The sequence below is a fragment of the Corallococcus terminator genome (assembly GCF_049194865.1).
GTDB lineage: Bacteria > Myxococcota > Myxococcia > Myxococcales > Myxococcaceae > Myxococcus > Myxococcus terminator_A.
This window is the reverse complement of record NZ_JBLZWL010000057.1, coordinates 77639-101809: the sequence shown is the minus strand read 5'-3', so window position 1 is coordinate 101809 and position 24171 is coordinate 77639. Positions and strand designations below refer to the sequence as shown.

General features: G+C 68.6%; 20 protein-coding genes. 12 read left to right on the top strand and 8 right to left on the bottom strand.

Features of this window, described 5'->3' with window-relative positions:
• Nucleotides 1–33: 33 nt before the first annotated feature.
• From ACN469_RS19170 to ACN469_RS19135, 8 genes are all read left to right on the top strand, one after another.
• A complete protein-coding gene (locus ACN469_RS19170) occupies nucleotides 34–738 on the top strand; it encodes a YIP1 family protein (RefSeq protein ID WP_498769953.1) in 705 nt (234 codons plus the stop codon).
• Nucleotides 735–2081, top strand: a complete 1347-nt coding sequence (locus ACN469_RS19165; RefSeq protein ID WP_498769951.1) for a TolC family protein — start codon at nucleotides 735–737, stop codon at nucleotides 2079–2081. The genes ACN469_RS19170 and ACN469_RS19165 overlap by 4 nt, the downstream gene beginning before the upstream one ends.
• Nucleotides 2078–3343 (top strand): efflux RND transporter periplasmic adaptor subunit, encoded by a 1266-nt coding sequence (locus ACN469_RS19160; protein ID WP_498769949.1) that lies wholly within the window; start codon nucleotides 2078–2080, stop codon nucleotides 3341–3343. Before ACN469_RS19165 ends, ACN469_RS19160 begins: the two co-directional genes overlap by 4 nt.
• Nucleotides 3340–4095 (top strand): ABC transporter ATP-binding protein, encoded by a 756-nt coding sequence (locus ACN469_RS19155; RefSeq protein ID WP_498769948.1) that lies wholly within the window; start codon nucleotides 3340–3342, stop codon nucleotides 4093–4095. Before ACN469_RS19160 ends, ACN469_RS19155 begins: the two co-directional genes overlap by 4 nt.
• Nucleotides 4092–5330 (top strand): ABC transporter permease, encoded by a 1239-nt coding sequence (locus ACN469_RS19150; protein ID WP_498769946.1) that lies wholly within the window; start codon nucleotides 4092–4094, stop codon nucleotides 5328–5330. Before ACN469_RS19155 ends, ACN469_RS19150 begins: the two co-directional genes overlap by 4 nt.
• A gap of 4 nt (nucleotides 5331–5334) precedes the next feature.
• Nucleotides 5335–6567: an ABC transporter permease gene (locus ACN469_RS19145; protein ID WP_498769944.1), complete on the top strand. Its 1233-nt coding sequence runs from the start codon at nucleotides 5335–5337 to the stop codon at nucleotides 6565–6567.
• Nucleotides 6568–6623: 56 nt separating this feature from the next.
• Nucleotides 6624–7628, top strand: a complete 1005-nt coding sequence (locus ACN469_RS19140; RefSeq protein WP_498769942.1) for a cysteine synthase A — start codon at nucleotides 6624–6626, stop codon at nucleotides 7626–7628.
• A 235-nt stretch (nucleotides 7629–7863) separates the two neighbouring features.
• Entirely contained in the window at nucleotides 7864–9285 is a 1422-nt protein-coding gene (locus ACN469_RS19135; RefSeq protein ID WP_498769940.1) for an RICIN domain-containing protein, read from the top strand.
• A gap of 25 nt (nucleotides 9286–9310) precedes the next feature.
• Here ACN469_RS19135 and ACN469_RS19130 read toward each other — a convergent pair whose 3' ends face one another.
• Nucleotides 9311–9979 (bottom strand): hypothetical protein, encoded by a 669-nt coding sequence (locus ACN469_RS19130; RefSeq protein ID WP_498769938.1) that lies wholly within the window; start codon nucleotides 9977–9979, stop codon nucleotides 9311–9313.
• Between the two features lie 217 nt (nucleotides 9980–10196).
• Here ACN469_RS19130 and ACN469_RS19125 point away from each other — a divergent pair, with 217 nt between their 5' ends.
• The 3 genes from ACN469_RS19125 (at nucleotide 10197) to ACN469_RS19115 (ending at nucleotide 14620) form a co-directional block, all read left to right on the top strand.
• Nucleotides 10197–11987, top strand: coding sequence for a choice-of-anchor X domain-containing protein (locus ACN469_RS19125; RefSeq protein ID WP_498769936.1), 1791 nt, complete (start codon nucleotides 10197–10199; stop codon nucleotides 11985–11987).
• Nucleotides 11988–12108: 121 nt separating this feature from the next.
• A complete protein-coding gene (locus ACN469_RS19120) occupies nucleotides 12109–13425 on the top strand; it encodes a hypothetical protein (RefSeq protein ID WP_498769934.1) in 1317 nt (438 codons plus the stop codon).
• 7 nt (nucleotides 13426–13432) lie between these two features.
• Nucleotides 13433–14620, top strand: a complete 1188-nt coding sequence (locus ACN469_RS19115; protein WP_498769932.1) for a hypothetical protein — start codon at nucleotides 13433–13435, stop codon at nucleotides 14618–14620.
• Here the strand turns inward: ACN469_RS19115 and ACN469_RS19110 are convergent.
• The 7 genes from ACN469_RS19110 to ACN469_RS19080 form a co-directional block, all read right to left on the bottom strand.
• The gene (locus ACN469_RS19110; RefSeq protein WP_498769930.1) at nucleotides 14608–14973 is read right to left on the bottom strand and encodes a GatB/YqeY domain-containing protein; all 366 of its coding nucleotides are present in this window, start codon (nucleotides 14971–14973) and stop codon (nucleotides 14608–14610) included. The two genes, ACN469_RS19115 and ACN469_RS19110, sit on opposite strands and share 13 nt — an antisense overlap.
• A 12-nt stretch (nucleotides 14974–14985) precedes the next feature.
• Nucleotides 14986–16623, bottom strand: a complete 1638-nt coding sequence (locus ACN469_RS19105) for a sensor histidine kinase (protein ID WP_498769928.1) — start codon at nucleotides 16621–16623, stop codon at nucleotides 14986–14988.
• Nucleotides 16592–17290 carry a response regulator transcription factor gene (locus tag ACN469_RS19100; protein WP_498769926.1) on the bottom strand — a complete coding sequence of 233 codons (699 nt, stop codon included), beginning with the start codon at nucleotides 17288–17290 and terminating at the stop codon, nucleotides 16592–16594. Before ACN469_RS19100 ends, ACN469_RS19105 begins: the two co-directional genes overlap by 32 nt.
• 590 nt (nucleotides 17291–17880) lie before the next feature.
• Nucleotides 17881–19995 (bottom strand): hypothetical protein, encoded by a 2115-nt coding sequence (locus tag ACN469_RS19095; protein WP_498769924.1) that lies wholly within the window; start codon nucleotides 19993–19995, stop codon nucleotides 17881–17883.
• 77 nt (nucleotides 19996–20072) lie between these two features.
• Nucleotides 20073–20693: a hypothetical protein gene (locus ACN469_RS19090; protein ID WP_498769922.1), complete on the bottom strand. Its 621-nt coding sequence runs from the start codon at nucleotides 20691–20693 to the stop codon at nucleotides 20073–20075.
• 203 nt (nucleotides 20694–20896) lie between these two features.
• A complete protein-coding gene (locus ACN469_RS19085; RefSeq protein ID WP_498769920.1) occupies nucleotides 20897–22108 on the bottom strand; it encodes a hypothetical protein in 1212 nt (403 codons plus the stop codon).
• Nucleotides 22102–22623 (bottom strand): hypothetical protein, encoded by a 522-nt coding sequence (locus ACN469_RS19080; RefSeq protein WP_498769918.1) that lies wholly within the window; start codon nucleotides 22621–22623, stop codon nucleotides 22102–22104. Before ACN469_RS19080 ends, ACN469_RS19085 begins: the two co-directional genes overlap by 7 nt.
• 336 nt (nucleotides 22624–22959) lie before the next feature.
• On the opposite strand from ACN469_RS19080, the gene ACN469_RS19075 reads away from it, so the two are divergent.
• Nucleotides 22960–23967, top strand: coding sequence for an Ig-like domain-containing protein (locus ACN469_RS19075; RefSeq protein WP_498769916.1), 1008 nt, complete (start codon nucleotides 22960–22962; stop codon nucleotides 23965–23967).
• Nucleotides 23968–24171 lie beyond the last annotated feature (204 nt).

The window sequence follows — 24171 nt, the reverse complement described above, 5'->3', positions numbered from 1 at the left end:
AGCGTCGTACATCCCTCCGAGACCACTCACTCTATGACCTCTCTCGTCCAACCTGTGCGCGTCTTCATCGACCCTGTCGAGGGAACGCCCGCCGCAGTCGAAGCCCGCCGTTGGGTCTGGCCCCTGCTCATCCTCGCCCTCTGTGTGTCCGCCTCCGGGACGCTGTTTTCCCTGCGCTGGGACGCGACCCCGGATGTCATCCGTGAACTTCAGGCGTCCGGGGAGATGGCGACCATCTCCGAGGCCGACCTGAGCGACAAGATCCAGACGACGACCCGCAAGGCGCTCGTCGGCGGCATCGCCAAGGGCGTCTTCGTGATGCCCATGGTCGCGCTGCTGCTGGCCGCCATCCTCTGGGTGGTGTCCTGGCTGTTCGACCGCCCGGCCCACTTCGAACAACTCATGTCCGTGGCGGCGCTGGCGCTGCTGCCCATCGCGCTGTACCACGCCGTCCTCGCCCTCTGCATCGCCGCGCAGCACACCATCTCCGTCGCTCGCGTCGCGCAGCTGGTGCCGGCGCACCTGGGCGTGCTCATGAGTGGCCTCAGCCCGAAGATGGCGCGGGTGGCGTCCACCGTGGACTTCTTCAACCTGTGGAGCACGGGCCTGCTGGGCCTGGGCTTCGCCGCCGCCACGGGCATGTCGCGCAACCGCGCGCTGCTGCTGGCCCTGGTGCTCTACGTGATGTTCGCGGGAGTGATGATGGTGGGCTTGCCCGGTTCGGGAGGTGCGCAATGAACGCGCTCATCGTCGCCGCGCTGCTCACCGCGGCTCCGTCGCCCGAGCCCACGCGCCTCACGCTGGAGGAGATCCGCACCCAGGGCCGGCAGAGCACCACCGCGCTCCAGTCCCTGCTCGACCTGGAGGTCGCCGAAGCGGACGTGCGCGTCACGCGCTCCGCGCTCTTGCCCCAGCTCTCCGTCAACGCGTCGGTCGGCAAGAACTGGTTCGGTCGCCGCAAGTCCTTCACCCTGGTTCCGGACCCCAACAACCCGGGCGAGTTCGTGCAGATTCCGGTCGAGTCGAAGCCCACCAGCACGGGCGACTACGACCTGGGGTTCATCCTCAATCAGGTCATCTATGACCGGGCGCGCTGGAAGCAGCTGGAGCAGAGCGGCGTGCTGCGCGATGCGCAGAAGAGCCAGGCGCAGGAGGAGGCGGACACCTCCGAGCTGGAGGCCATCCGGCGCTTCTTCGCGCTCTTCCGCACCCAGGCCACCCGCCAGGTGCTGGAGGCCACCGTCAAGCGCAGCGAGGAGCAGTTGGACCGCGCGCGCTCCCTGTTCCAGGCCGGACGCGTGGGCAAGGTCGAGGAGATCTCCGCGCTGGTGAACCTGGGCAATGACCGCATCACCTTCATCCAGTCCCTCACGCAGCTGGTGACGGACCAGACGCAGCTCGCGGTGTGGCTCACCCGTCCGGGCACCGAGCCCCTGGAGGCGGTGGACCCGGGCGTGCTCAACGAGGAGCCCGCGCCCGCGCCCACCATCGAGCAGGCCATCGACGAGGCCCGCGAGAGGCGCCCCGTGCTCAAGGCGCTCCAGCTCCAGGTGCGCTCGGCGGAGCTGCAGCGCGCCATCGCCCGCGCGGACTACCTCCCCGTGCTGTCGGCCCGCGGCCTCTACACCCGGCAGGGTCCGGACGCCGAGCAGGTCTTCACCGAGCCGCGCCTGCAGAACAACTTCCTGGGCAGCGTCAACCTCCAGTGGAACGTCTTCAACGGCTTCATCACCCCCGCGCAGACGCGTCGGGCGGAGGCCACCATCCGCAAGGCCCAGCTCACGCTGGCGCAGTCGGCGCGGGAGATTGAAGGCGAGGTGCGCACCGCGCACCAGTCGCTGCAGGCACAGATTGTCGCCGCCCGCCTGTCCGCCGAGAACAAGGAGGCCGCCATCCAGGGCCTCCGGCTGGCGGAGGAGCGCTTCAAGGCCGGTGCGGGCTCCACGCTGGAAGTCCGCGATGCCCAGCTCAGCCTCACGCAGGCGGAGCTCAGCTTGTTGGAAAACAGGATTGATGTCGAAATCGCCCGCTTCAGTTTGTTGCGGGCCATGGGCGCCCTGAGCCCGGGAGAGACGAAATGAAGTGGTGGAAGGGTGCGATTGCCGGTGCGCTGTTCCTGGGTGCCGCGGCCATCACGGCTGGGGGACTGAAGGAGCGTCCGCCACCGTCCCAGGAAGTGCAGATCGCCAAGGCCCGCAAGGGCACCATCACCCGCGCCATCACCGGCGCGGGAAAGGTGCAGGCGGCGACCACGGTGAAGATCTCCTCCAGCCTCTCCGGAGACCTGGTGGAGCTGCTCGTCAAGGATGGCGAGCCGGTGAAGAAGGGCCAGGTGCTGGGGCGCATCGACAAGCGCATCTACGAGGCGGCGATGAAGCAGGCCATGGCGTCGCAGAACGCCGCGCGCGCCGATGCCCAGGTGGCGGAGGTCGAAGTCGGCCGCACCACGCTGGAGCTGGGGCGGGTGGAGGGCCTGGTGACCAAGGGCCTCGCGTCCGGCGCGGAGCTGGATATCGCCAAGGCGAGCAAGAACACGGCGGAGGCGCGCCTGGCGTCCTCCCGCCAGCAGCTGGCGCGCAACGTCGCCATCGTCGAGCAGGCGCAGGCGGACCTGTCGAGGACGACGCTGTCGTCGCCCATCGACGGCAACGTCATCGAGCTGTCGCGCGAGGTGGGTGAGCGCGTGCGTGGCTCGGAGCTGGCCGAGGACGTGGTGATGACCATCGCCGCGCTGAGCGCCATGGAGGTGAAGTTCGAGGTGGGTGAGCACGAGGTGGTTCACCTGAAGCCGGGCCAGCCCGCGGACGTGACGCTGGACGCGCTGGAAGGGCAGACGTTCCAGGGCTCGGTGGTGGAGATCGCCCAGAAGGCGCTCATCAAGAACCCGGGCACGGAGGCGGAGGTGACGAGCTTCCCCGTCACGGTGGCGCTGGACATGCGTCCGCCGGGCGTGCTGCCGGGCATGAGCGCGGAGGCTCGCATCTCCGCGGAGACGCACGATGACGTCATCCTGGTGCCCATCCAGGCGGTGACGGTGCGAGCGGAGCGCTCGCTGCCGGATTACAAGGAAGCGGTGGAAGGTGGCGGGCTGAAGGCCAAGCGCACCGAGACCCTCGCGAAGGTGGTCTTCGTGGTGGACGCGGCGAACAAGGCGCAGGTGCGGCGGGTGCAGACGGGCATCGCCTCCGACACGGAGCTGGAGATCCTCTCCGGGCTGAGCGACGGGGACCGTGTGGTGGAAGGTCCCTACCGCACGCTGTCGAAGGAGCTGAACCACGGAGACAATGTCCAGGGGCCCGATCAGGGTGATGCTCCTGGCGCGAAGGGCGGTCAGAAGTCGTGAGCAACAGCAGCGGCGCCGGCACCGGCCGGCTCATCCAGGTGGACGACATCACCCGCGTCTTCCATGTCGGTGGCGAGGAGGTGCGCGCCCTTCGCGGCGTCACCTTCGGCATCAGCCGGGGCGAGTGGGTGGCCATCATCGGCCAGTCCGGCTCTGGCAAGAGCACGATGATGAACGTGCTGGGCTGCCTGGATACGCCCACCAGCGGCCGCTACATGCTCAACGGCAAGGACGTGTCGCGCATGAGCGACGACGAGCTGGCCGTCATCCGCAACGTGGAGATCGGCTTCATCTTCCAGACGTTCCAGTTGCTGCCGAAGGAGACGGCGCTGGCGAACGTGGAGCTGCCCCTGGTGTACCGGGGCATGGCGGCGAAGGAGCGGCGGGAGCGGGCGAGGGCGGCGCTGGACAAGGTGCAGCTCACGCCCCGCATCCACCACCGGCCCAACGAGCTGTCGGGCGGTCAGCGTCAGCGCGTGGCCATCGCCCGCGCGCTGGTATCGGAGCCCTCCATGCTCCTGGCGGACGAGCCCACGGGCAACCTGGACTCGGCCACGGGCGAGGAGATCGTCCGGCTGTTCGAGCAGCTCCACCAGGCAGGCCACACGCTGGTGCTCGTCACGCACGAGCCCAAGCTGGCGGCGCGCTGCCCTCGGGCCATCCGCCTGAGCGACGGAGAGATTGTCGCCGACGGCCCCGGGCGTGAAGTGGCCCTGGGCAACGCCGCCGCGGTGGCGGCGGGTGGCGCATGAAGAACGTGACGAGCCTGCGGGTGGACGTCCTGGAAGGCGCGCGCATCGCCCTGTTCTCCTTGCGCGCCAACCGCCTGCGCACGGTGCTGACGACGCTGGGCATCGGCATCGGCGTGGCCACGCTGCTGGCAATCGTCGGCATCATCCAGGGCCTCAACACGTCCTTCCACAAGCAGCTCGCGAGCTTCGGCGCCAACACGCTCTACGTCTCCAAGTTCCCGTGGATGATCAAGGGCGACTGGTGGAAGTACCGCAACCGGAAGAACTTCACCCTGGACCAGCTTCCCCGGCTGCGCGCCATGGCGCCGTTCATCACCGCGCTGTCCCCGTCCGTCTCCCGCATGTCGGACGTGTCGTACGGCGGCGAGCAGATGTCGTCGGTGCGCATCCAGGGCGTCAACCACGAGTACCTGAGCATCGCGGGCTTCGACATCACCGGAGGCCGCTTCATCACCGAGGCGGATGAGGAGGTGACGCGTCCGGTGGCCGTGCTCGGCGCGGACGTGGCGGAGCGGCTGTTCCCCGGCATCAGCCCGGTGGGACGGACCATCCGCGTGGACAACCGCTCCTTCCAGGTGGTGGGCACGCTCAGTCGCAAGGGGAAGGTGGTCAACGAGAGCATGGACCTGCTCGTGCTCATCCCCTTCAGGACGTTCTACAGCAACTTCGGCAAGGGCCGTCCGTTCGAGATCGCCATGGCGGTGGCGGACGCGTCCCAGGTGCGCATGGCGGAGGACCAGCTCATCGGCATCCTTCGGCGCCTGCGCGCGACGGAGCCGGGCCAGCCCGACGACTTCAACATCAACAAGCCGGAGGCCATGGCCCAGACCTACGCGCAGCTCACCGGCGCGCTGTACGGCGTGGCCGTGGGCGTGGGGCTCATCACCCTGCTCGTGGGCGGCATCGGCATCATGAACATCATGCTGGTGTCCGTGCGCGAGCGGACACGGGAGATTGGTGTCCGGCGCGCGTTGGGGGCTCGCAAGCGCACCATCGTCGTGCAGTTCCTCATGGAGGCGGCCAGCGTATCCGCCGTGGGAGGCCTGCTGGGAACGACAGTGGGATTGGGCACCGCCAAGGTGGTGTCACTGATAACGCCGCTGGCGGCGGACGTGCAGACGACCACGGTGCTGGGTGGGGTGTTCTTCGCGGCGCTGGTGGGCCTGCTGTTCGGCATCTGGCCGGCGGCGCGCGCGGCGAACCTGGACCCCGTGGAAGCCCTTCGGTACGAGTGAGTCGATGCGAGCCTTCCTGGACAATCTGCGGCTGGCCCTGGGGACGTTCCTGGGCAACCCGCTGCGCTCCCTGCTGACGCTGCTGGGCATCGTCATCGGCGTGGCCACGGTCATCACGATGATGGGCCTCATCGAGGGCCTGCGCACCAAGGTGAACAAGGACCTGGGCCGGCTGGGGGCACACACCTTCCAGCTCACCAAGTGGCCCTCGGGCGGCTTCGGCCGCTTCAACTGGGCGAAGTTCGCCAAGCGCCCGAACATCACGATGGAGGACGTGCACGCCATCGAGATGTTCTGTCCGTCGGTGGGCGTGGTGGCCCCGTCGGATGACACGGGCGGGCAGAAGATTTCGACGGCGAGCGCGGAGACGCGGCCGTCGGTGCGCGTCACCGGCGCGTCCACGACGTACCCGGTGACGAGCGGCGTCTCCGTGCAGTCCGGCCGCTACTTCAACGAGGTGGAGGGGCTGGACGGGCGCAGCGTGGTGCTGCTGGGCGTGGACGTGGCGGACTCGCTCTTCCCCGGCATCGACCCCGTGGGCTTCGAGGTGCGCCTCCAGAACCGGCCGTTCCGCGTGATTGGCGTGCTCCAGCGGCGCGGCAGCTTCCTGGGCATGGTGAGCATGGACAACCAGGCCATCATCCCCCTGCGGGTGTACCAGCAGCTCTACGGCAAGGAGTGGTCGCTGGCCGTCGACATCCAGGCGAAGGACCCCAGCCTGTTCCGCAAGGCACAGGACGAGGTGACGACGCTGATGCGACGTCGGCGCGGCGTGGACCCGGACCAGCCCAACGACTTCGAGATCCACACCAACGAGTCGGTGACGGCGTCCTTCAACCAGCTCTCGCAGGTCATCACCATCGCCGGCATCGGCGTGTGTCTGCTGTCGCTGGTGGTGGGCGGCATCGGCATCCTGAACATCATGCTGGTGTCGGTGATGGAGCGGACGCGGGAGATTGGCGTGCGCAAGGCGCTGGGCGCCAAGCGGCGGCGCATCCTCGGGCAGTTCGCCACGGAGGCCGTGCTGTTGGCGCTCTTTGGCGGAGGCCTGGGCGTGGGCCTGGGCTTCGGGCTCGTCTTCCTGGGGGACTGGATGGTCGGCTTCCCCATGACCGTACCGCCGTGGGCCGTGGGCCTGGCCTTGTCGATGAGCTGCGGGGTAGGGCTGTTGTTTGGAATCTACCCGGCTGCTCGCGCCGCGAAGCTGGACCCCGTCGAGGCGATGCGCAACGAGTAGCGCCCGTCGTCCCGTCGTCGGTTGCCTCCCTCCCCGGACTCCATTAGGGGAGGGGGATGGCGCCACGTATCGGTTCGCTCTGGGACTCGGTGGGTAACACCCCGCTGCTTCGCATCGGCTCGCTCAGCCGCATCACCGGCTGCGAGATTCTGGGCAAGGCGGAGTTCATGAACCCCGGCGGCAGCATCAAGGACCGCGCCGCCAAGGGGATGATTCGCCGCGCGGAGGAGCAGGGACTCCTCAAGCCCGGAGGCACCATCGTCGAGGGCACCGCGGGCAACACGGGCATCGGCCTGGGGCTCCTGGGCCGCGAGCGCGGCTACCGCGTCGTGGTGACGATGCCGGACAACCAGGCGCGCGAGAAGTACGAGCTGCTGGAGGCCATGGGCGTGGAGGTCCGCAAGGTGCCGCCCGTGCCCTTCGCCAACCCCGGCCACTTCTTCCACCAGGCGCGCGCGCTGTCCGAGCAGCACGGCTGGTTCTGGGCCAACCAGTTCGAGAACACGGCCAACGGCGACTTCCACTACGAGACGACGGGGCCCGAGGTCTGGGAGCAGTGCGAGGGCCGCGTGGACGTCGTCGTCGTGTCCGTGGGCAGCGGCGGGACGATGTCCGGCGTCAGCCGCTTCCTCAAGGAGAAGAACCCCGCGCTGCGCGTGGTGCTCGTGGACCCGCCGGGCTCCGGCCTCTACAGCTACGTGCGCGAGGGGAAGCTGGAGTCGTCGGGCTCCTCCATCACCGAGGGCATCGGCATCATGCGGCTCACCGCCAACTTCCAGGCCTCGCGCGTGGACGAGGCGATGCGTCTGGGCGACGGGGAGATGCTGGACACGCTCTACCACCTGGCCCGCGAGGACGCGCTCGTGGTGGGCACGTCCGCCGCCCTCAACGTGCGCGCCGCGTACGAGCTTGCCCGTCAGCATGTCGGCTCGGGACTGCGCATCGTCACCTTCCTGTGTGACCACGGCAGTCGCTACGCCTCCAAGGTCTTCAACGCGGAGTTCCTCGCCTCGAAGCAGCTCCAAGTGAACCCGCTGCCCGGCGTCCCCGCCGCGCGCTGAATCCCCTCCACGACGCGGCGCCCTTCCTCGCGCCGCGTCGTGCCGTCGTGCAGCCCGCACTGAAAATACGGACGGCGGCGCAAGCGTGTGCAGGGGCCTCCTAACTGTCCGACAGGACTGGATAGTCTTTCTTCGATTTCCGGAAAAACTGTTGTTGCGGGTTTAGGGCGACGCTACAGGTGCGCGACCCCTCCGTCTCCGTTCCGGAGGCGGGGGCTCACCTCATGGAGTCCGCATGTCGCGCCTGGTGTTGCCGTTGAGAGCCCTGGTGTTGGAGGCCGCGTTGGCGGCCATGGTGCTGGCCTGTTCGGGCGCGCCGGACGTGGAGTCACCCGTCGACGAGCCGCTGGCGCGGCAAGAGGGCGCGGCGCTGGCGACGCGCGTGGTTGGCTACTTCCCGACGTGGGCGGGCGACGTCAACGCCATCCCCTACGACAGGCTCACGCACATCAACTACGCCTTCGTGGTGCCCACCGCGCAGGGCGGGCTGACGGGCCCGAGCGGGACGGACGCGCGGCTGCGTTCGCTCGTCACCGCCGCGCATGCGCGAGGCGTGAAGGTGCTCATCGCGGTGGGCGGGTGGAACGACGGCAACGACAGCGGCTTCGAGTCGCTCGCGGCGAACGCGGGCACGCGCACGGCCTTCGTGAACAACCTGGTCAACTACGTCAACGCGGCGGGGCTGGACGGCGTGGACATCGACTGGGAGTACCCGGACCCGGGCGCCTCCGCGCAGAACTTCGCGGCGCTCATCCGCGAGTTGGGCGCGGCGATGCGCTCGCGCGGAAAGCTGCTCACCGCCGCGGTGGTGGCCAACGGTTACTACGGCGAGGGCGTCCCCACCTCGACGTTCGCCGACTTCGACTTCCTCAACATCATGGCGTACGACGGCGGGCAGCCGCATTCGACGTATGACTACGCCGTCCAGTCGCTCAACTACTGGAAGGGGCGGGGCCTGCCGGCGTCGAAGGCCGTGCTGGGCGTGCCGTTCTACGGGCGCTCGCCGTCGTCGTATGTCGGCTACGCGGACCTCGTCGCGCGGGACTCGCAGGCGCCGTACAAGGACAACGTCGGGGACGTCTATTACAACGGCATCGCCACCATCCAGGCCAAGACGCGGCTGGGCCTCCAGCAGGGTGGCGGGGTGATGATCTGGGAGCTGACCCAGGACACTCGCAATGACACGTCGCTGCTGCTCGCCATCTTCAACGCGGCGCAGGGCGGCGGTGGCGCCACCCGCTACCGCATCGTCAACAAGAGCTCCGGCCGCTGCCTGGACATCAACGGGCCCAGCGCCGCGGACGGTGCGAGCATCCACCAGTGGGCGTGCCACACCGGCGCCAGCCAGCAGTGGGTGATGGAGCCCACCGACAGCGGCTACGTGCGCTTCGTGTCGCAGTACAGCGGCAAGGTGCTGGACGTGCGCGACGTCAGCACCGCGGACGGCGCGGGGCTCCAGCAGTGGTCCTGGTCCAACGGCGGCAACCAGCAGTTCCGCACGGTGGCGACGTCCGGCGGGTTCCACCGCATCGAGGCCCGGCACAGCGGCAAGGTGCTGGACGTGGCGAGCTGTGGGACGAGCGGCAACGGCACCGTCATCCAGCAGTGGACCTGGTCCAACAACGACTGCCAGCAGTTCCGGCTGGAGGCCCAGTAGCCAGGGGCCTCCGTCCTCGCGTCCCTCAGTGAGGGGCGGAGAAGCGTCCGGGCTCCATCGTCGCGGCGCCCGGGCGCGTCTTGCGGAAGAGGTAGTAGTCGGCGGGTCGCTCCCAGTGGGATGCGCCCGCGGTGTCGCGCGCGGCGGGGCCTCGGGGCGGAATCTTCGGGACGAGGTACGCGGAGAGCTCCTCGTCGCTGAAGATGAACTTCCCCCGCTGCTCCTTCACCACGGCGATCAACTCCAGGTTCTCCTCGGTCGCGGCCTCCGCCGCGTCGCCATGGTGGTCGTTCGTCACCAGCAGGCCGCCGACCTTCAGGTACTTCCCGCAGGCGCGGGAGATTCCTCCTGCATACAGCGCCAGCAGCAGGTCGAAGCTCTCCTCCAGCGCTGGAATGGGCTGCAGGTAGTCCTGCGCGACGAAGCGCACGGAGGCCTTCTGCTCGTATTGCTGACAGGAGCCGATCTTCCTCAGCACGCCGTCCTTGTTGGCGAAGAAGCCCTGCGCCAGGTCGTTCCGGTCCACGTAGACGACGTGCTGGAAGAAGAACGACGGGGTGATGTGCACGAAGCACCCCGGATAGAGCACCGTGTCCACCGCCACGAACCGCTCGCGGAGCAACTCGAAGAGGCCCGCGCGCTCGAGCTGATGATCAACCACGAAGCCCTGGTAGATCTCCTCGACTCTCTCCATTTCCTGGATTTGAGCCGGTTTCAGGGCTGCCGTACAACTTTGGGCCCCTCTCGCAGCCAGAGAGTCGCTGTAGCGCGGAATGTCACAGCTCCGTTGCGGATGTTGCTTGAGGGGACACATCCTCGCCGCGTGTGCATGGGCTTCTCTCCGAGTCCTTGTGATGGCCTGCGGGGTGCACCAGGGGAGGTCGCGGTCAAATCCCCTGGAGGCAACATCCATGAAGTGGTTCCCGAAGAAGGCCCTGGGCCTGAAGTGGGCTGGGTCCGGTGCGCTCGTACTCTCGCTGTGTTTGACGGGTTGTGGTGGCGAGGCGTTGGAAGGGCCGGCGCCCCTGGCCGCTCAGCCCCAGACGGCGGCGGCCGAGCCGACCCCTTCGAACCAGCCCGCGCCCATCATCCAGTCGATGGACGTGGTGGCGCAGGACGACGTCCTGGGTTCCCGGACGCGCAGCCTGGTGCGGGTGAAGCTCGCCAAGGCGCAGGAGGGCCTGTTCACCGAGGTCCCCGTGGTGTCCGACACGGGCAAGGCGGTGGTGCTGAGAGATGAGGGCAAGGACGGCGACGAGCAGGCGGGTGACGGGGTGTTCTCCGGCTTCGCCGAGGTCGACCTCGACACGCTCCGCGAGACGCAGAAGCGAATCACCGCGGCCCAGAGCCAGCAGCCCAACGAGCCGCTGACGTTCGCCGTCTTCAACAACCGCGAGGTGGTGGAGGAGCGCCCGGTGGTGGCGCTGACGCCGGACATCTTCAAGCCGCGCGCGCCCATCCCCGTGACGCCCGTGGGGCTGCTCAGCGACGTCAAGCCGGCCAAATCGCTGGTCATCACCCATCCGAACGTCATCAACGATCCGTCGCGCACGTATGACCCGTGCTCGAACTCCGGCAACCCGAACGGGGTGTGGACGTTCAACCACCTGATGACGGAGATGGCGAGCACCTTCGTGACGCCGTCGGCCCTCACCGAGCAGTGGCTGCTGCAGTGGAACGCGAACCAGACGCTCAACGGGTGGTCCGTCCCGGCGCGCACGCAGGTGGTGTCGCGCATCCTGAATCCGTGGCCGAAGGTCGCTGGCACGCTCGACATGACGAAGTCGGCGTTCAAGCTGGTGGCCATCTTCAACCGCTTGGACCTGGGCAAGGGCGACGGCCCGGTGGGCTACGGCGGCTCCAGCGGTGGTGGCGAGCTGCGCTTCGTCTTCGCCGCGGTGGACAAGAGCGCGGGCTGCACCATCCGGCCGCTGCTGGTCATCTTCGAGTACGGCGTGCCCATCACCGGCTGCCTCAACGTGAAGAGCTGGGCGCAGCAGTGGATGCAGCTGTCGACCCCGCTGATGGTGCTGGGCAGCCCCGCCTACAACGCGGCGCTGGAGGCCCTCACCGAGCAGGTCGTCGTCGCGGGCGCGGCGCCCACCAAGCCCAACGGCAACGCCATCAACCAGATTCGCACCAACGACTTCATGCTCTCCAGGCCCTGGGAGCTGCGGGAGTTCCACCTCTTCGACACGGGCCCGACGCCGAACTTCCTGTCGGAGACCACGGTGGCGCTGACGCCGGGAGACCTGCGCAACAACACCACGATCTTCCGTGACTTCGTGAACACGAATCAGGCGGCCATCCTCGCCAACACCTACGGCGTGCCGGCCACCTTCTCGGGCTTGAATTTCCTGGGCGCCAACCCCCGCGTCCCGACTCCGGCCACCACGTTCTGGCGGGCCGCGGGCATCGTGAGCAACACCGCGCGGCACAAGGTCTCGCTCAACACCTGCAACGGCTGCCATGCGCGCGAGACGAACACGCCCTTCACGCACATTGGAGAGACGGGCGGCCTGTCGGGCTTCCTGGCCACGGGCATGGTGAATCCGCTCCTTCCCTTCAACGTGACGGACCCGGTGGATGGCACGTCGCGCAGCTTCTTCGAGATTCGGGACCGCGCGCAGCACCTGGACTCCACCGCGAACCAGTCCTGCCTCACCCGCGCGTTCGACGTGCGCTCGCACGCGGTGCACTGACGTCGTGAAGCACGGGCCCGGGAGGACACGCCCCAGGCCTGCACGAATTCCGCACAAACATGCCTCATGAAGCGCACGGGCTGGCCATCCGGGTTGCACACCGGGGGGCCAGTCTGTGTCCATGAACCTTCCTGTTTCCGCGCCGCGTCCTCAGCGGACGTCCGACGGCCCCATCCGAGGGGCCTTCCGGTGGCTGGTCGCCCACCACGTCTTCGGCAGCCTATTCATCGTCGTCTTCGCCACGGCGGTGATCGCCGGCCAGGTGGCGGGCCGCACGGACTTCGCCAACTCGGAGCTGGCGGCCGGAGTGGAGGACCGGTGGGGCGCGCCCGTCGTCCAGCCGGCGCCCTCGCTGCGCTTCGTGCACAGCGGCACCATCTTCACCGAGCTGAAGCCGCTCGCCTTCGACCGTCAGCACGTGGAGGTGCTGGCGAAGATGAACTACCGCAAGCGCGGCCTGCGCTACTTCTCTGGCTTCGACTTCAACCTGGGGGCCGAGTACGCGGTGGTCAACCGCGAGGGTCATGACATCGACGTGGCGTTCATCTTCCCCATGGAGATGAACAAGTCGCAGGTGCTGCTGTCGGAGCTCCAGTTCCTCGTCGACGGCCAGGAGTCCAGCCTGGACCTGGGCGAGTCCGGCAACCGGTTGGTGTGGACGGGCCGCATCGCGAAGGGCGCCACGGCCCGCTTCGTCATCCGCTACCGCGCACGAGGGCTCGACTCCTTCGTCTACAAGCTGGACCCGAACCTCTCCGCGCGCGATGTCCGGCTGCACTTCGCCGTCGAGGGCGGCGACAACTTCGACTATCCGTCGGGAGTGCTGTCCGCCTCGTCCGTGCAGGCGGGCAGCGACGCCGTCACCTTGGACTGGGCCTTCCAGTCCCTGGAGTCCGGCGTCAACCTGGGCGTCATCCTGCCCTCGGAGAAGACGTTCGACTCCATGGTGTCCCGCATGGCGGGGCGCGCGTGGGTGCCGTTCCTCGCGCTGGTGGCGCTGCTCGCGGCGCTGGGCCTGCGGCACAAGCGACAGCTCGCGCTGCATGAGTCGTATCTGCTGGCCGCGGTGTACGGCTTCTTCTTCGTGCTGCTGGCGTACCTGGCCGCCTTCATGAACTTCTACGTGGCCTACGTCCTCAGCGCGCTGGGGCTCGGCGCGGCCGTGGTGGCCTACGCGCGCTGGCTGTTCCCGAAAGAGCGCACGGTGGTGCTGGCGGGCGTCTGGGCCGCGACGCTGCTGGTGCCCACGGTCGCCGTCATCCTGGATGGCTACACCGGCCTCATCTACACCCTGGAGATCCTCGCGGGCCTGCTCGGGCTGATGGTCCTCTCCACCCGCTCCGGTGTGCGGGCCTTTCTCTCGGACTTGTCGCAAAACGGCGGCGCCCCGCGCGCGGCTGTCGCCACCGCCACCCCTGTCACCCCGGAAGCGAGCTGAGCCCACCATGCGGACCCTTTCTCTCGTCGTCGGATTCCTGCTGCTCGCTCCAGAAGCACTGGCCACGGGCGCCACCGCGTCCACGGCTTATCCCGCTGGCACCGCCACCGTGCCGTTGGACCAGCTCATTCCCCTGTACACGCAGCGCCAGGCGTATGTGCCCGCGCCCCCCACCGAGGCGCTGGTGAAGAGCCAGCTCAAGGGCCGGCTGTCGACCGATGCGCTCCAGGTGGAGGCCAGCTTCCAGGTGGAGGTGCTCGCGGATGGACGTTGGACGCAGGTGCGGCTGCTCCACCTCGACGCGGACACGTACCCCACCGCGCTGCCCACGCTGGAGGACGCCACGGTGGGTGTCGTGGATGGCTTCCTGTGCCTGATTACGCGCAAGGCGGGCCGTCACGACTTCGACGTGGGGCTCACCGTGCGCTCCTCGGGGGCCGGGCACGAGCGCCGCGCGCAGCTCCGCTTCGGACCGGAGGCGCCTTCGGTGCCGCTCCAACTGGATGCCGACACGTCCATCTTCACGCTGATGGAGCCGCTGCCGACCTCGGGCGAGGGCTACGCCGTCTATCCCGTGCAGGGTGTGCTGCGGGTGGGGTGGCGAGCCGCCGCGTCGGTGTTGCAGGCAACGAAGCCGCAGGTGCGCCCGCCGATGGAGCCGCGCATCGCCGAGGCCACCGCGACGTGGGTGTCCACTCTCGAGGGCCGCGCCTCCCTGCGTGTCAGCTACGCGCTGAGCCTGGACCGGGAGCAGCCCCTGGAGTTGACGGTGCCGGAAGGGCACAAGCTGGAGCGCGTCACGCTCAACGCGGTGCCCGTGCCCGTGGAGGAGGCGACGGAGGGTGTGCTGAAGCTGAAGGTGGCTCCGTCGCGACTGGGTGAGACGAGCGGCGCGTTGGAGGTGGTGTTGACGAGGGAGCTGGGGGTCTTCCACCTGTCCGGTCGGCTGAAGCTGGCGCTGCCGCGCGTGTCGTGGCCTGTGGCCGAGCTGAAGGCCCGGGCGCACTTCCCCGCGGTGTTCAACTACCGCCGCGAGGGCGGCAGCCTGGAGCAGGTGGAAGAGGCCGCCGCCGTGGCGGGGAGCGCGGCCCTGCCGGGCAAGGTGCTGCAATTCCGTCAGTACCTGGTGGCGGCGTCCTCGCCCACGCTGGAGCTGGGCTACTCGGTGGACATCTCCGACAGCTACTTCCGCTGAAGCTCCAGGAGCACGTCCAACTGGGCCCTCAAGGCGTTGGCTTCGTCGTTCTTCCCGAGGCTGACGTAGAGGGCCACCGCGTCCCGCCGTTCCTGGACCTCGCGTTCGATGACGGCGTTCACGGCTTCAGGCGTCAGGGCCAGGCGGGCCACTTCACCGCTGCCCAGGCCACCGGCGCTTCCGGCGAAGGTGCCCTCCGTGGACGGTGGAGCCGTGCTGACGTCGGGCGCCTCCGCGTTGTCGAGGGCCGCCATCACTTCACGAAGCACGGCCGAGGCAGGAGCGTTCCGGGTCCGAAGCGCTTCCTTCAGCTCTGCGCGAAGCCTCGTCTTCCACTCAGCGACGGTTCTCATGGCCCGCCCAGCCTAGCGACGCACCAGGGGCGCGGCCACGGCAAAGGCGGCGCCCGGCTCCGGAGGTCGGGCCGGGAGCAGCTCCAGCCCCGCGCCGAAAGTCCGCAGCATCGACTGGGAGATGGTGAGGCCCAGACCCGTGCCGCCCCGCTCGCGCGCGGTCGTGAAGAAGGCGTCGAAGATGAGCGCCCGGTTCGCCTCGGAGATGCCGCGCCCGGTGTCGCGCACGATGACTCGAGCGGGCCCGGTGCCGCTCGTCTCCACGGACAGCGACACGCGCACGTCCTCGCCGCCGTGCTGCCTGGCGTTGGTGACGAGCTGCCAGAGCACGTCATCCAACACCTCGGCGGGAAGGGACACGGTGAGCCCCTCCGGCACGGGCCCCACGTCGATGTGCGCGAGGCCCTCCGAGGACGCGCGAGTGGCGAGCGCCGTCAGCAGGGGCGCCAGCTCCACCTGCGCGGGCCGGGCCGTCATCGAGTCCGCGCGCGCCAGCTCCATCAGCCGCTGCACCAGCCGCGTGAGGCGCTTCGCATCGGCGTCGATGTTGGAGAGGAAGCGCGCGCGCTGCTCCGGCGTCATCACCTCGGCGCTGTCGCGCAGCAGCTCCACCGCGCCCTGGATGGAGGCCAGCGGCGTCTTGAACTCGTGCGACACGTTGGCGGCGAAGGAGCGGATGTACTGGTTCCTGTCGCGCAGGGCGGTGGCCATGCCGGCCAGGGACTCGGACAGCTCGGCCAGCTCCGCGACGACGGGGCGGGCCACGGGCTCGAAGCCCTCGGGGGCGCTCGCGGCGATGGCGCGCGTCTGCTTCACCAAGGCGCGCACGGGCCGGCCCAGCAGCGCGGCGGCGGCGAGCGACATCAGCGCCACCGCGCCAAGCGACACCAGCCCCGTGGCCGTCAGGTTCCACCGGTCCGCGTACATGGCCTTGGCGAACGTCATCGGCGTGCGCGCCAGCACCACCGCGCCCCAGACACGACCGCCCTGGATGACAGGCAGCGCCACGAACACGCGGATGCCGGTGTCGCGGCTCAGCGAGGCGAGGGGCGTGTCCTCCGGCTCGGCGTGGCGGCGACGCAGGACGCTGGTGGGCATGCCGTGCAGCGCTTGTTGGACCTCCGGCCGGTCAGCGAGCGTTGCGCCCATCAGCTCCGCGCTGCTGCTGGACACCACCACGCCTCCGGCGTCGACGACGCGAATGCCCGCGAGCGTGGCCGCCCTCACGTTCTCCAGCAGGGGACGAAGTCGCTGGCCCACGCCCCGGGCCAGGGGCTCACCGGGCACGCGCGAGGCAGGGGGGCGATCGTCCGGAGGCAGCGGTTCGTCCGAGGCGCGGAGCGACGGGAGGATGGGCCGCAGCTGGTCATCGTTCGGAATGGGGAAGGGCCACTTCGCGGTGCGCGGCTTGCCGTAGTCGATGCCGGCCACCTGCTCGGCGAGCATGGACCGGTAGACCTCCGCCACCACCGCGCCCTGGGTGAGCAGCTCCGTCTCCGTCTGACGGATGAGTTGGTTGTCGTAGACGCGCACGAAGGACAGCCCGCCCAACGTGAGCACGAAGCCCGCCAGCCCCACGGCGACGAACACCATCCACAGCCGGGGCCGCGCCCGGTGCCTAGGGGATGGCGAGCCGATAGCCAAGGCCATGAACCGTCTCGATGACTTCTCCGCCGACCCCGGCGAACTTCTGCCGCACCCGCCGCACGTGGCTGTCGATGGTGCGATCACTCACCACGCTGTCGTCATAGACGCGCGTCATCACCTCGTCGCGGGTGAACACCTTGCCAGGCACGCGCAGGAGCGCGGCGAGCAGGTGGAACTCCGTCACGGTGAGCACCACCTCGTGCTCGCCCCACCAGGCGCGAAAGCGCTCCTCGTCCAGCTTCAAGGGGCCTCGCGCGAGCGGCTTGGGCGCCGTGGAGGCGGGCGCGGCCTCCGGTGCGGGACGGGCGCGGCGCAGCACCGCCTTCACGCGCGCCACCAGCTCGCGGGGGCTGAAGGGCTTGGTGAGGTAGTCGTCGCCACCCAGCTCCAGGCCGAGGATGCGGTCCACCTCGTCGTCTCGCGAGGACAGGAAGACGATGGGCAGCTCGTGCGCGCGGCGGACCTCCCGGCACACCGCCAGCCCGTCCATCTCCGGCATCATGATGTCCAGGACGATGAGCGCCGGAGGGGCACGCCGCACCTGCTCCACCGCCGCTTTTCCATCCGCGGCCTCCTCCACCTTGAAGCCGCCTTGCTCCAGCGCGAAGCGGACGATGTCCCGCAGGTGCGGATCATCATCGACGACCAGGATGGTGAGACGCTCGGCCACGGGACGCTCGGAAAAGGAGAGGGCGAGACGCGGAGTGTAGCTTCGCCACCCCACTTCTGGGACTTGCCGTCGCAGTCGTATTTTTTATTGTCACCGGACGCAACTGGCGAAAAGGGCGGTCGATAACCCCGCATGACCGTTGTCGGTTCCCCGCGCCCGCAGACTCGTCTGCTCGTCAATTCATCTACCGCTGGCGCGGGGGCCCGTCCTTCTCGGTTCGTCGAGAACGAGGAGCAGGTCGACCGAATCAAGAACGTCTGAATTGACGAAAGGGACGAGCGACCTCGGGGGAGGGGCTCGTCCGGGTCGAGCCGGGGTGTCAGTTCGAGCCCCGGCTCACCCAGTCACTTGAGGCGAAGGGTACGGCGGGTACCCTTCGCGAACCTTGATTCGACGCGTCCTCCGCCGCGGACGCCGGATGGCCGCCGCCGCCACGAGCGCGAGCACCACCGGAACGAACACCAACAACGCTTGAGCCGTCACCATCTCCCTCCTCCTGGAACTATGGAGTGGGGGTCTGACGTGCCGTCCCAGGAAAACCTGAAAGAGCCTGGACTCCGGGGCTGTGGGGAGGGGTGGGACGGAGCGGCTCAGTGGGGGCTGGATTTCCGCCTCGCCGCGAGCGCCAGGCCCGCGAGCAGCGTCCAGGACAGGGCGCTGAGGACGTACCCCACCCAGAGGATGGGCGGACGCCGGTACTCCAGCCAGAGCAGTCCTTCTCCCAGGCCGAGCAGGTGCGGGTAGGCGCGGAACAGGGGCTGCTCCTCACCTCGCGCATCCACCAGCCGCATGCCGGGAAACCACGCGAGCTTCACCTTGAAGAGTCGCGGGCCGCCCTGGGGCAGCTCCACGCGATAGCGCCCTGGGTGTTCCTTGTGCAGTGAGGCGGGCTCGGGTGGCAGGTTCACCGAGGAGCCCGCGCGGGCGAGCGCCTCGTGCAGTGGCCGCCACTCCGCGTCTTCCACCAGGGTCTGCCGCAGGTGGATGCGCGCCTCGCAGGCGGGGCCGATGGGGTGGAAGTACGAGTTGTAGAAGAAGCGCGCCTCGCGCTCGAAGGGCATCAGCTCCGACGGAGGAAAGAGCTCCACGGCGGAGTTGAGGGCGGGGCCGCCGGGGATGTCGTCTCGCGGCTCGACTCGCAGGGTGCGGAAGGGCGAGCCATTCACCGTGAAGGAGGGCTCGGGCACCAGCCGGAAGCGCGAGGTTCCTCCCAGCTCGAGCGTCCGCGAGTAGCACGCGGCGCGGGCGGTGATGGCCTCCAGCGGCGTGCCCGGCTCCACGGGGCGCGCGGCCAGCACCCGCGTGTCCACCGAGAAGCGGGTGACGTTGAAGTCCGCGAGGAACTGGTCCAGCACGCACTGCTGGAAGGGACACGTGAAGCTGCCGAAGTAGAAGTGGTCCAGGATGACCGGCCGCCCCACGAGCGTGGCCATGTACGAGCTGACCAGGTGGTTGGCGGTGTTGCTCTCCCAGAAGAGGCCCTTGGGGCCTCGGAACTCCTCGTCCATGGCACCGAGGTAGCTCTCCACCGCGAAGTCGAAGGCCCGTCGGTACTCCAGGACGAAGTGGCGTCCGAAGCGCTCATCCGGAGCGGGCGCGGCCTCCCGCTCGAAGCGAGTCCCGTGCGCGAGCTTGTCCGGGAGCGTGAGGCCCGAGCGCAGGGGAAAGAGCCACGTCACGAGCGCGAGGGCCACGAGCGCGGCGCCGCGCACGAAACGGGTCCTCCACAGCGGTGTCGAGGGCAGGGCGTCCAGCACCGAGGCCACCATGGCGGGGACCAGCACGAGGCCGCAGATGTCGAAGCGGTAGTAGTGCAGCGAGGGCAGCCACGCGGCGTCCTCGAAGACTCGCGCGAAGATGGACGGCACGAGCAGCGTCACGGTGCCGGCCGCGAGCAGGCGCATCCCGCGCGTCCAGCCGAACAGCGCCACGGGCAGACACGCGAGCGCGACGCTCCAGCCCGTCTGCTCCACCATGACGCGGTTGCTGACCATCAACCCCCGCCAGGTGAGGAACGGCAGCCAGAAGAACGCGCTCAGTCCCGCGCCGAGCACCAGCGCGCCCACGAGCCGAGGCACCTTGATGAGCCGAGGCAGCGACAGCAGCACGAGCACGCCCGCGGCCAGGCCCATGATGAGGTGTGATAGGACCACCCCGGCCAGGAGCACCGCGAGGCGGAGCGGACGCGGCGTGCCGTACAGCTCGGCGGTCACCGCGAAGAAGAACACCGCGCCGAGGAACTGACTGGTGATGCCCACCCGGAACAGGTCCAGGAAGCAGAGCCCCTGCGCGAAGCCCTCCGCCTTGTGCGTGTAGAACATCAGCACCGAGACGAGGACGAAGAGCCAGCGGACCGCGGGTCGCTCGAAGCGGAGCGCCACGGCGCCGATGCCCGCGAAGTAGCCCGCCACCAGCAGCGACAGGAACAGCTTGAAGGTGGTGACGGGCTCCAGGGGAAGCCAGAGCAGCGCCCCCAGCAGCAGGTCCTCGAGCGGTGGATAGAAGAGGTTCTGGACGTAGCCGAGGAATGCGCTGTCGTTGAACTGGTGGAAGTACCCTCGGCGCACCGCCATGCCACTGGCGAGGTGCCCGGCGACGTCGATGCTGAAGACATCCAGCCGGGTGACGATGAGCACCGCCCCGTACAGCGCCGCCAGGGCGAGCGCGGCGAAGAGGGCGGTGCGCGAGGTGAGTGACTGCTTCATGAAGGGACGCGACGTCGGAGGTCAGCCGAGGAGCGGGCACCGGCGTCGCGGTGCCGCTCGCTCGTGGACGTCGGGGCTCAACCTCCCTCGGAGGTTCCGCCGCCGTTGGTGCACGTGTAGCAGTTCGGCTCGTTGCCGCACCAACCCGAGCCTCGCGTCGATGAGCAGTAGACGGGACACAGGTAGCAACTGGGCTCATCTCCGCACCACTGCGGGCCGCGCGTCGAGGCGCACGTCACCGGGCACAGCGAGCAGTTGGGCTCGTAGCCGCACCACTGGGCGCCACGGGTGGAGGAGCAGGGTTTCGGACACGTGGTGCAGTTGGGCTCCGTGCCGCACCAGCCCGAGCCACGCGTCGACGAACACTGCTGGCCGTGCGTCGGGTTCTGCGGAGCAGGAACCTTGAAGCAGTGAGGCTCGGTGCCCATGTATTCGGGGCCCCGGGTGTAGAAACAGGGCTCTCCCCACATGATTTGACAGCCGAAGATGGGGTCCCACTCTTGTCCGGCCGGACAGTTATGGAGCGAGAACCCGGCCTCCTGTGGGGTGACGTCGGGCAGCGCCGAGTCGTCCTGCTGCGTCCACGACTCGGGCTCTTCGACCTCCGAGCCAGCGCAGGCGGGCGTGAGGAAGCCCAGCCCCAGGCTCAGGAGTGTCACGAGGAACAAACGCCAGGGATTGCCGACGGGTGTTTTCATGGGGCGAGGTTTCCGGCGAGCCGTGTCGACAGCACGAGACACGTGCAAGACATCATGTCGAGCATGACCAGACCTCCAGCGGGGGGACTGCCATTGTCATGCGGGCGCACTCCGGGTACAAGTGAAATTCTCCAAATCGGAAGAATTCCGTCAGTACTTGAATTTCGGGGCATGGCTGGGGACTCAGTCCGTGAGAATGTCTGTCATTTCGCGGGCGGAGGCTTGCCGTAGAAGGCGGTGGGGGCGAAGCCATCGCGTCCCGCCGCGAGCATCACGGCGAAGCCCTCGGGACCCGCGCCCACGGAGCCGTTGGGTGACTCCAAGATGTACCTGCCCGGGGCTGTCTCGCGGAAGCGGACGCCTGTGAGCGCGGGCAGCTCGGTGCGCTCGGCGTAGGCCGTGTCGTAGGAGAAATCGAGCCCTCCAGAGGAGCGGCAGAAGACGCGACGGGGCGAGTACACGGCGCAATACCAGGACCAGGCATAGGGCAGGTCCACCGCGTGCGCGGCGTCCTGGAGGACCTGGCGTGGCGTGCTGGGCGGCAGGGGGATGAAGAAGAACTGGAGGTTCGTCTGGGCCCAGTCGGTGATGGGGGCTGCCATTTCCAGCTCGACGGTGGTGACGGCGTCGTCCCGGCGCAATGTCACGGTCTTGAAACGGTGGGAGCGCGCGTTGAGCGAAGGGTAGAGCACGGGCTCGGCGGCGCGAGGCGCGGCGGGGCGCGTGTCACCGGTGGCCACGGAGAGGACAGTGAGGTGGTCCACGAAGCCCACGTAGTCGCGGGCGGTGGCGAGGGTGACGGACAGGGCCGAGGGCACCGGGACGCCCTTGAGGGCGTAGTAGCGCTCCAGGGGCACCTCCACGTGGACGCGGGCACCGTCGACCCGGACGAGCACGCCTGTGTCGGGGCCCACCGCGTCCGCGCGGACGGTGTCGCGGACGTAGACCTGGGGCGTGTAGCCCTGGGTGAGCGGCGCCATCAGCCCGACGCGTAGGTCCAGGCGGTGGGGCAGCTCCAAAGTGGTGCGCACCGGGTAGCCCAGGTCCGCGGCGTACTGCGGGTCCGCCGTCAGCGAATACGTCGTGGGGGCGTTGTCGATGGGCTCGCCCAGGAAGAGGTAGAGGTTCTGGTCGACGGGGCTGCGAAAGCCACCCTGGAGCGTCGCATCCACCACCAGGTGCGTGGCGGTGCGCGTCGCCGACAGGGCGGTGAGCACCAGCTCCCGCGCCCCCGTGAGCTCGAGCCGGGTGACCTGCTGGTGCTCGACGAGGTGGGCGCACGTCGTCGAGGAGTCACCCGCCGGCAACGCGCAATCCAGCGAGTAGGGCGGGGCCCTGGACGTGCAGCCGAGCACGGCCGCCCAGAGGAGCAGCCGTGCCCGGAGGTGCTTCGCCGAGGAGGGGCGGACTACCACTTCTCGATGGAGGTGATGCCCAGCGCGAACGGAGAGCCGATGAAGCTACCGTCCGACGTGCAGGGGCGGTTGGTGATGTCGTTCAAGTTGGCCGAGTAGTAGCCGTAGGTGGAGCCGTTGCCCTTCTCGTAGAACGTGGTGCCGTTCGGGAGGACGACCTTCCAGACGTAGTCGAAGTGCTCGTACCGCTTGGTCCCGGTGCGGGTGGAGACGATGCTCCGGACCGTCACGGTCCACGTCCACGGCGCGGACGCGGGAGCGTCCACCGTCTGCGAGTTGTCCCACTCGATGGCGACGCTGTTGTCGACCCCGCCCCAGCCGTGGATGAGAGACACGGACGTGCCCCAGGGCAGCGTGTAGTTCCGGTACGACATCCGGACCTCGGCCTCATAGGAGTGGGCGTAGACACACGCGTGCAGCACCGCGCGCCCGTCCGCCCACTGCTCGATGGCGACGGCGGAGGTGGATGCGAAGAACAGGGCGAGGGCGAGGACTTTTCGGAGGGCCGAGGTCATGGAGAGAGACTCCCAGGTGGATGGTTCGGCCGGCGTCTCTAGCACGGGGGTGGGTGTCGGCGCACTCCCTGTATGTATGCCCACTCGGTGTTTTCGAGGCGGGTTGTCGGGTTCGTGAAACATCATCGCGCGACAACCGAGGCGTGGGGGCATCCGGAATGACCCGCCCGACGTCTCGGGAGACTCGCCTTTGCGAGTCACGTGAGGGCTGCAAACCTCGCGGTCAGGTGTCGAACCTGCCCCAGTTGGATGTCTAAGATGTCTTGTATTTGATGGGCTTCGAAGTTCTCGCGCCACATCAGCGAATCTCCGCTCGCGCGCGAGAAGGGAACATCCATGCGTGGTTTGAGTCGTCTTTCCGTGGTCGGGTTGATGCTGGCGCTCGTTGCCGGCTGTGGTGAGGGATTACCCTCGGGTTCGGGCGCGGTACAGATGGTCATCGGGGACCAGGAGTTCGCGGCGAGCGAGTCCAGCGTCACGCGCATCCAGGTTGTCGTTTCCGGCCTGGGCATCACCGACATCCAGCAGGACCTGGTGAAGACGGGCAGCACCTGGGGCGGCACCATCGCCGGCATCCCGGCTGGGACGAACCGGGTCATCGTGGTCTCCGCCTATGGCGGCAGCTCGCTCCTGTACCGGGGCGAGGCGACGGAGGTCACCATCGTCGAAGGGGAGACGGCGCTCGTGGCGGTCACGCTCCATGACGTGTCGCTGCCCCAGTACACGAACAACGACGCGCCCATCATCGACTCGGTGACGGTGTCGGGCACGACGGTGGAGGCCGGTGGGCAGCTCACCCTGGGAGCGACGGCGCATGACCCGGTGCCGGCCGACTTGCTGGCGTACGCCTGGACGGCTTCCGCGGGGACGCTGAGCAGCGCGACCATCGCGAACCCCACGTGGACGGCGCCCTCGTCCGCGCAGACCGTCACCCTCACGTTGACGGTGCGGGATCAGCGCAACGGCATCAGCCGGGCGCGCGTGACGGTGGAAGTCACGGAGGAACTGGAAGTGGGCGGCAGCGCCACGATTTCCGTGAGCTTCAACGCGCCGCCGCTCATCCTCCTGGTGACCGCGAGCGAGGGCCGGGTGGTGCTGGGCCAGAGCACGGCGGTGAGCGCCAATGTGCATGACCCGGACCTCGGGACGGTGTTCTATCAGTGGACGTCGTCTTGCGCGGGGACGTTCTCCTCGCCCACGAGCCAGACGTCGAACTTCACGCCGTCCGCGGTTCCCGCTGGCGCCTGCAACAACTGCAGCATCACGATGACGGCGCGCGACCCCAAGGGTGGGACCCGCTCCGGCTCGTATTTCCTGTGCGTGGTTTCGACTCCCGCGCCGTAGTCGAGCGCGGGTGAGTTGAAGGAACAGGGGCCGAGGGAGGTGTCCTCGAGACCGAGGAGTGCTGCTCTCGGCCTGCTGATCAGTAGGGTTCAGTATCTCCAACCTGAAAGGTTGCCTGCGTGTCGACTGTGCGGATAGGTTGCGCCGCATGGGTGACTCTTTTCAGATCATTGTGGATAAGGACGTGTCCGAGGAGGAGGCTCC

Bases quoted from the DNA above. Each gene is read 5' to 3' on its own strand.
- ACN469_RS19170 (WP_498769953.1), top strand. From the start codon at position 34: ATGACCTCTCTCGTCCAACCTGTGCGCGTCTTCATCGACCCTGTCGAG.
- ACN469_RS19165 (WP_498769951.1), top strand. From the start codon at position 735: ATGAACGCGCTCATCGTCGCCGCGCTGCTCACCGCGGCTCCGTCGCCC.
- ACN469_RS19160 (WP_498769949.1), top strand. From the start codon at position 2,078: ATGAAGTGGTGGAAGGGTGCGATTGCCGGTGCGCTGTTCCTGGGTGCC.
- ACN469_RS19150 (WP_498769946.1), top strand. From the start codon at position 4,092: ATGAAGAACGTGACGAGCCTGCGGGTGGACGTCCTGGAAGGCGCGCGC.
- ACN469_RS19145 (WP_498769944.1), top strand. From the start codon at position 5,335: ATGCGAGCCTTCCTGGACAATCTGCGGCTGGCCCTGGGGACGTTCCTG.
- ACN469_RS19140 (WP_498769942.1), top strand. From the start codon at position 6,624: ATGGCGCCACGTATCGGTTCGCTCTGGGACTCGGTGGGTAACACCCCG.
- ACN469_RS19135 (WP_498769940.1), top strand. From the start codon at position 7,864: ATGTCGCGCCTGGTGTTGCCGTTGAGAGCCCTGGTGTTGGAGGCCGCG.
- ACN469_RS19130 (WP_498769938.1), bottom strand. From the start codon at position 9,979: ATGGAGAGAGTCGAGGAGATCTACCAGGGCTTCGTGGTTGATCATCAG.
- ACN469_RS19125 (WP_498769936.1), top strand. From the start codon at position 10,197: ATGAAGTGGTTCCCGAAGAAGGCCCTGGGCCTGAAGTGGGCTGGGTCC.
- ACN469_RS19120 (WP_498769934.1), top strand. From the start codon at position 12,109: ATGAACCTTCCTGTTTCCGCGCCGCGTCCTCAGCGGACGTCCGACGGC.
- ACN469_RS19115 (WP_498769932.1), top strand. From the start codon at position 13,433: ATGCGGACCCTTTCTCTCGTCGTCGGATTCCTGCTGCTCGCTCCAGAA.
- ACN469_RS19110 (WP_498769930.1), bottom strand. From the start codon at position 14,973: ATGAGAACCGTCGCTGAGTGGAAGACGAGGCTTCGCGCAGAGCTGAAG.
- ACN469_RS19105 (WP_498769928.1), bottom strand. From the start codon at position 16,623: ATGGCCTTGGCTATCGGCTCGCCATCCCCTAGGCACCGGGCGCGGCCC.
- ACN469_RS19095 (WP_498769924.1), bottom strand. From the start codon at position 19,995: ATGAAGCAGTCACTCACCTCGCGCACCGCCCTCTTCGCCGCGCTCGCC.
- ACN469_RS19090 (WP_498769922.1), bottom strand. From the start codon at position 20,693: ATGAAAACACCCGTCGGCAATCCCTGGCGTTTGTTCCTCGTGACACTC.
- ACN469_RS19080 (WP_498769918.1), bottom strand. From the start codon at position 22,623: ATGACCTCGGCCCTCCGAAAAGTCCTCGCCCTCGCCCTGTTCTTCGCA.
- ACN469_RS19075 (WP_498769916.1), top strand. From the start codon at position 22,960: ATGCGTGGTTTGAGTCGTCTTTCCGTGGTCGGGTTGATGCTGGCGCTC.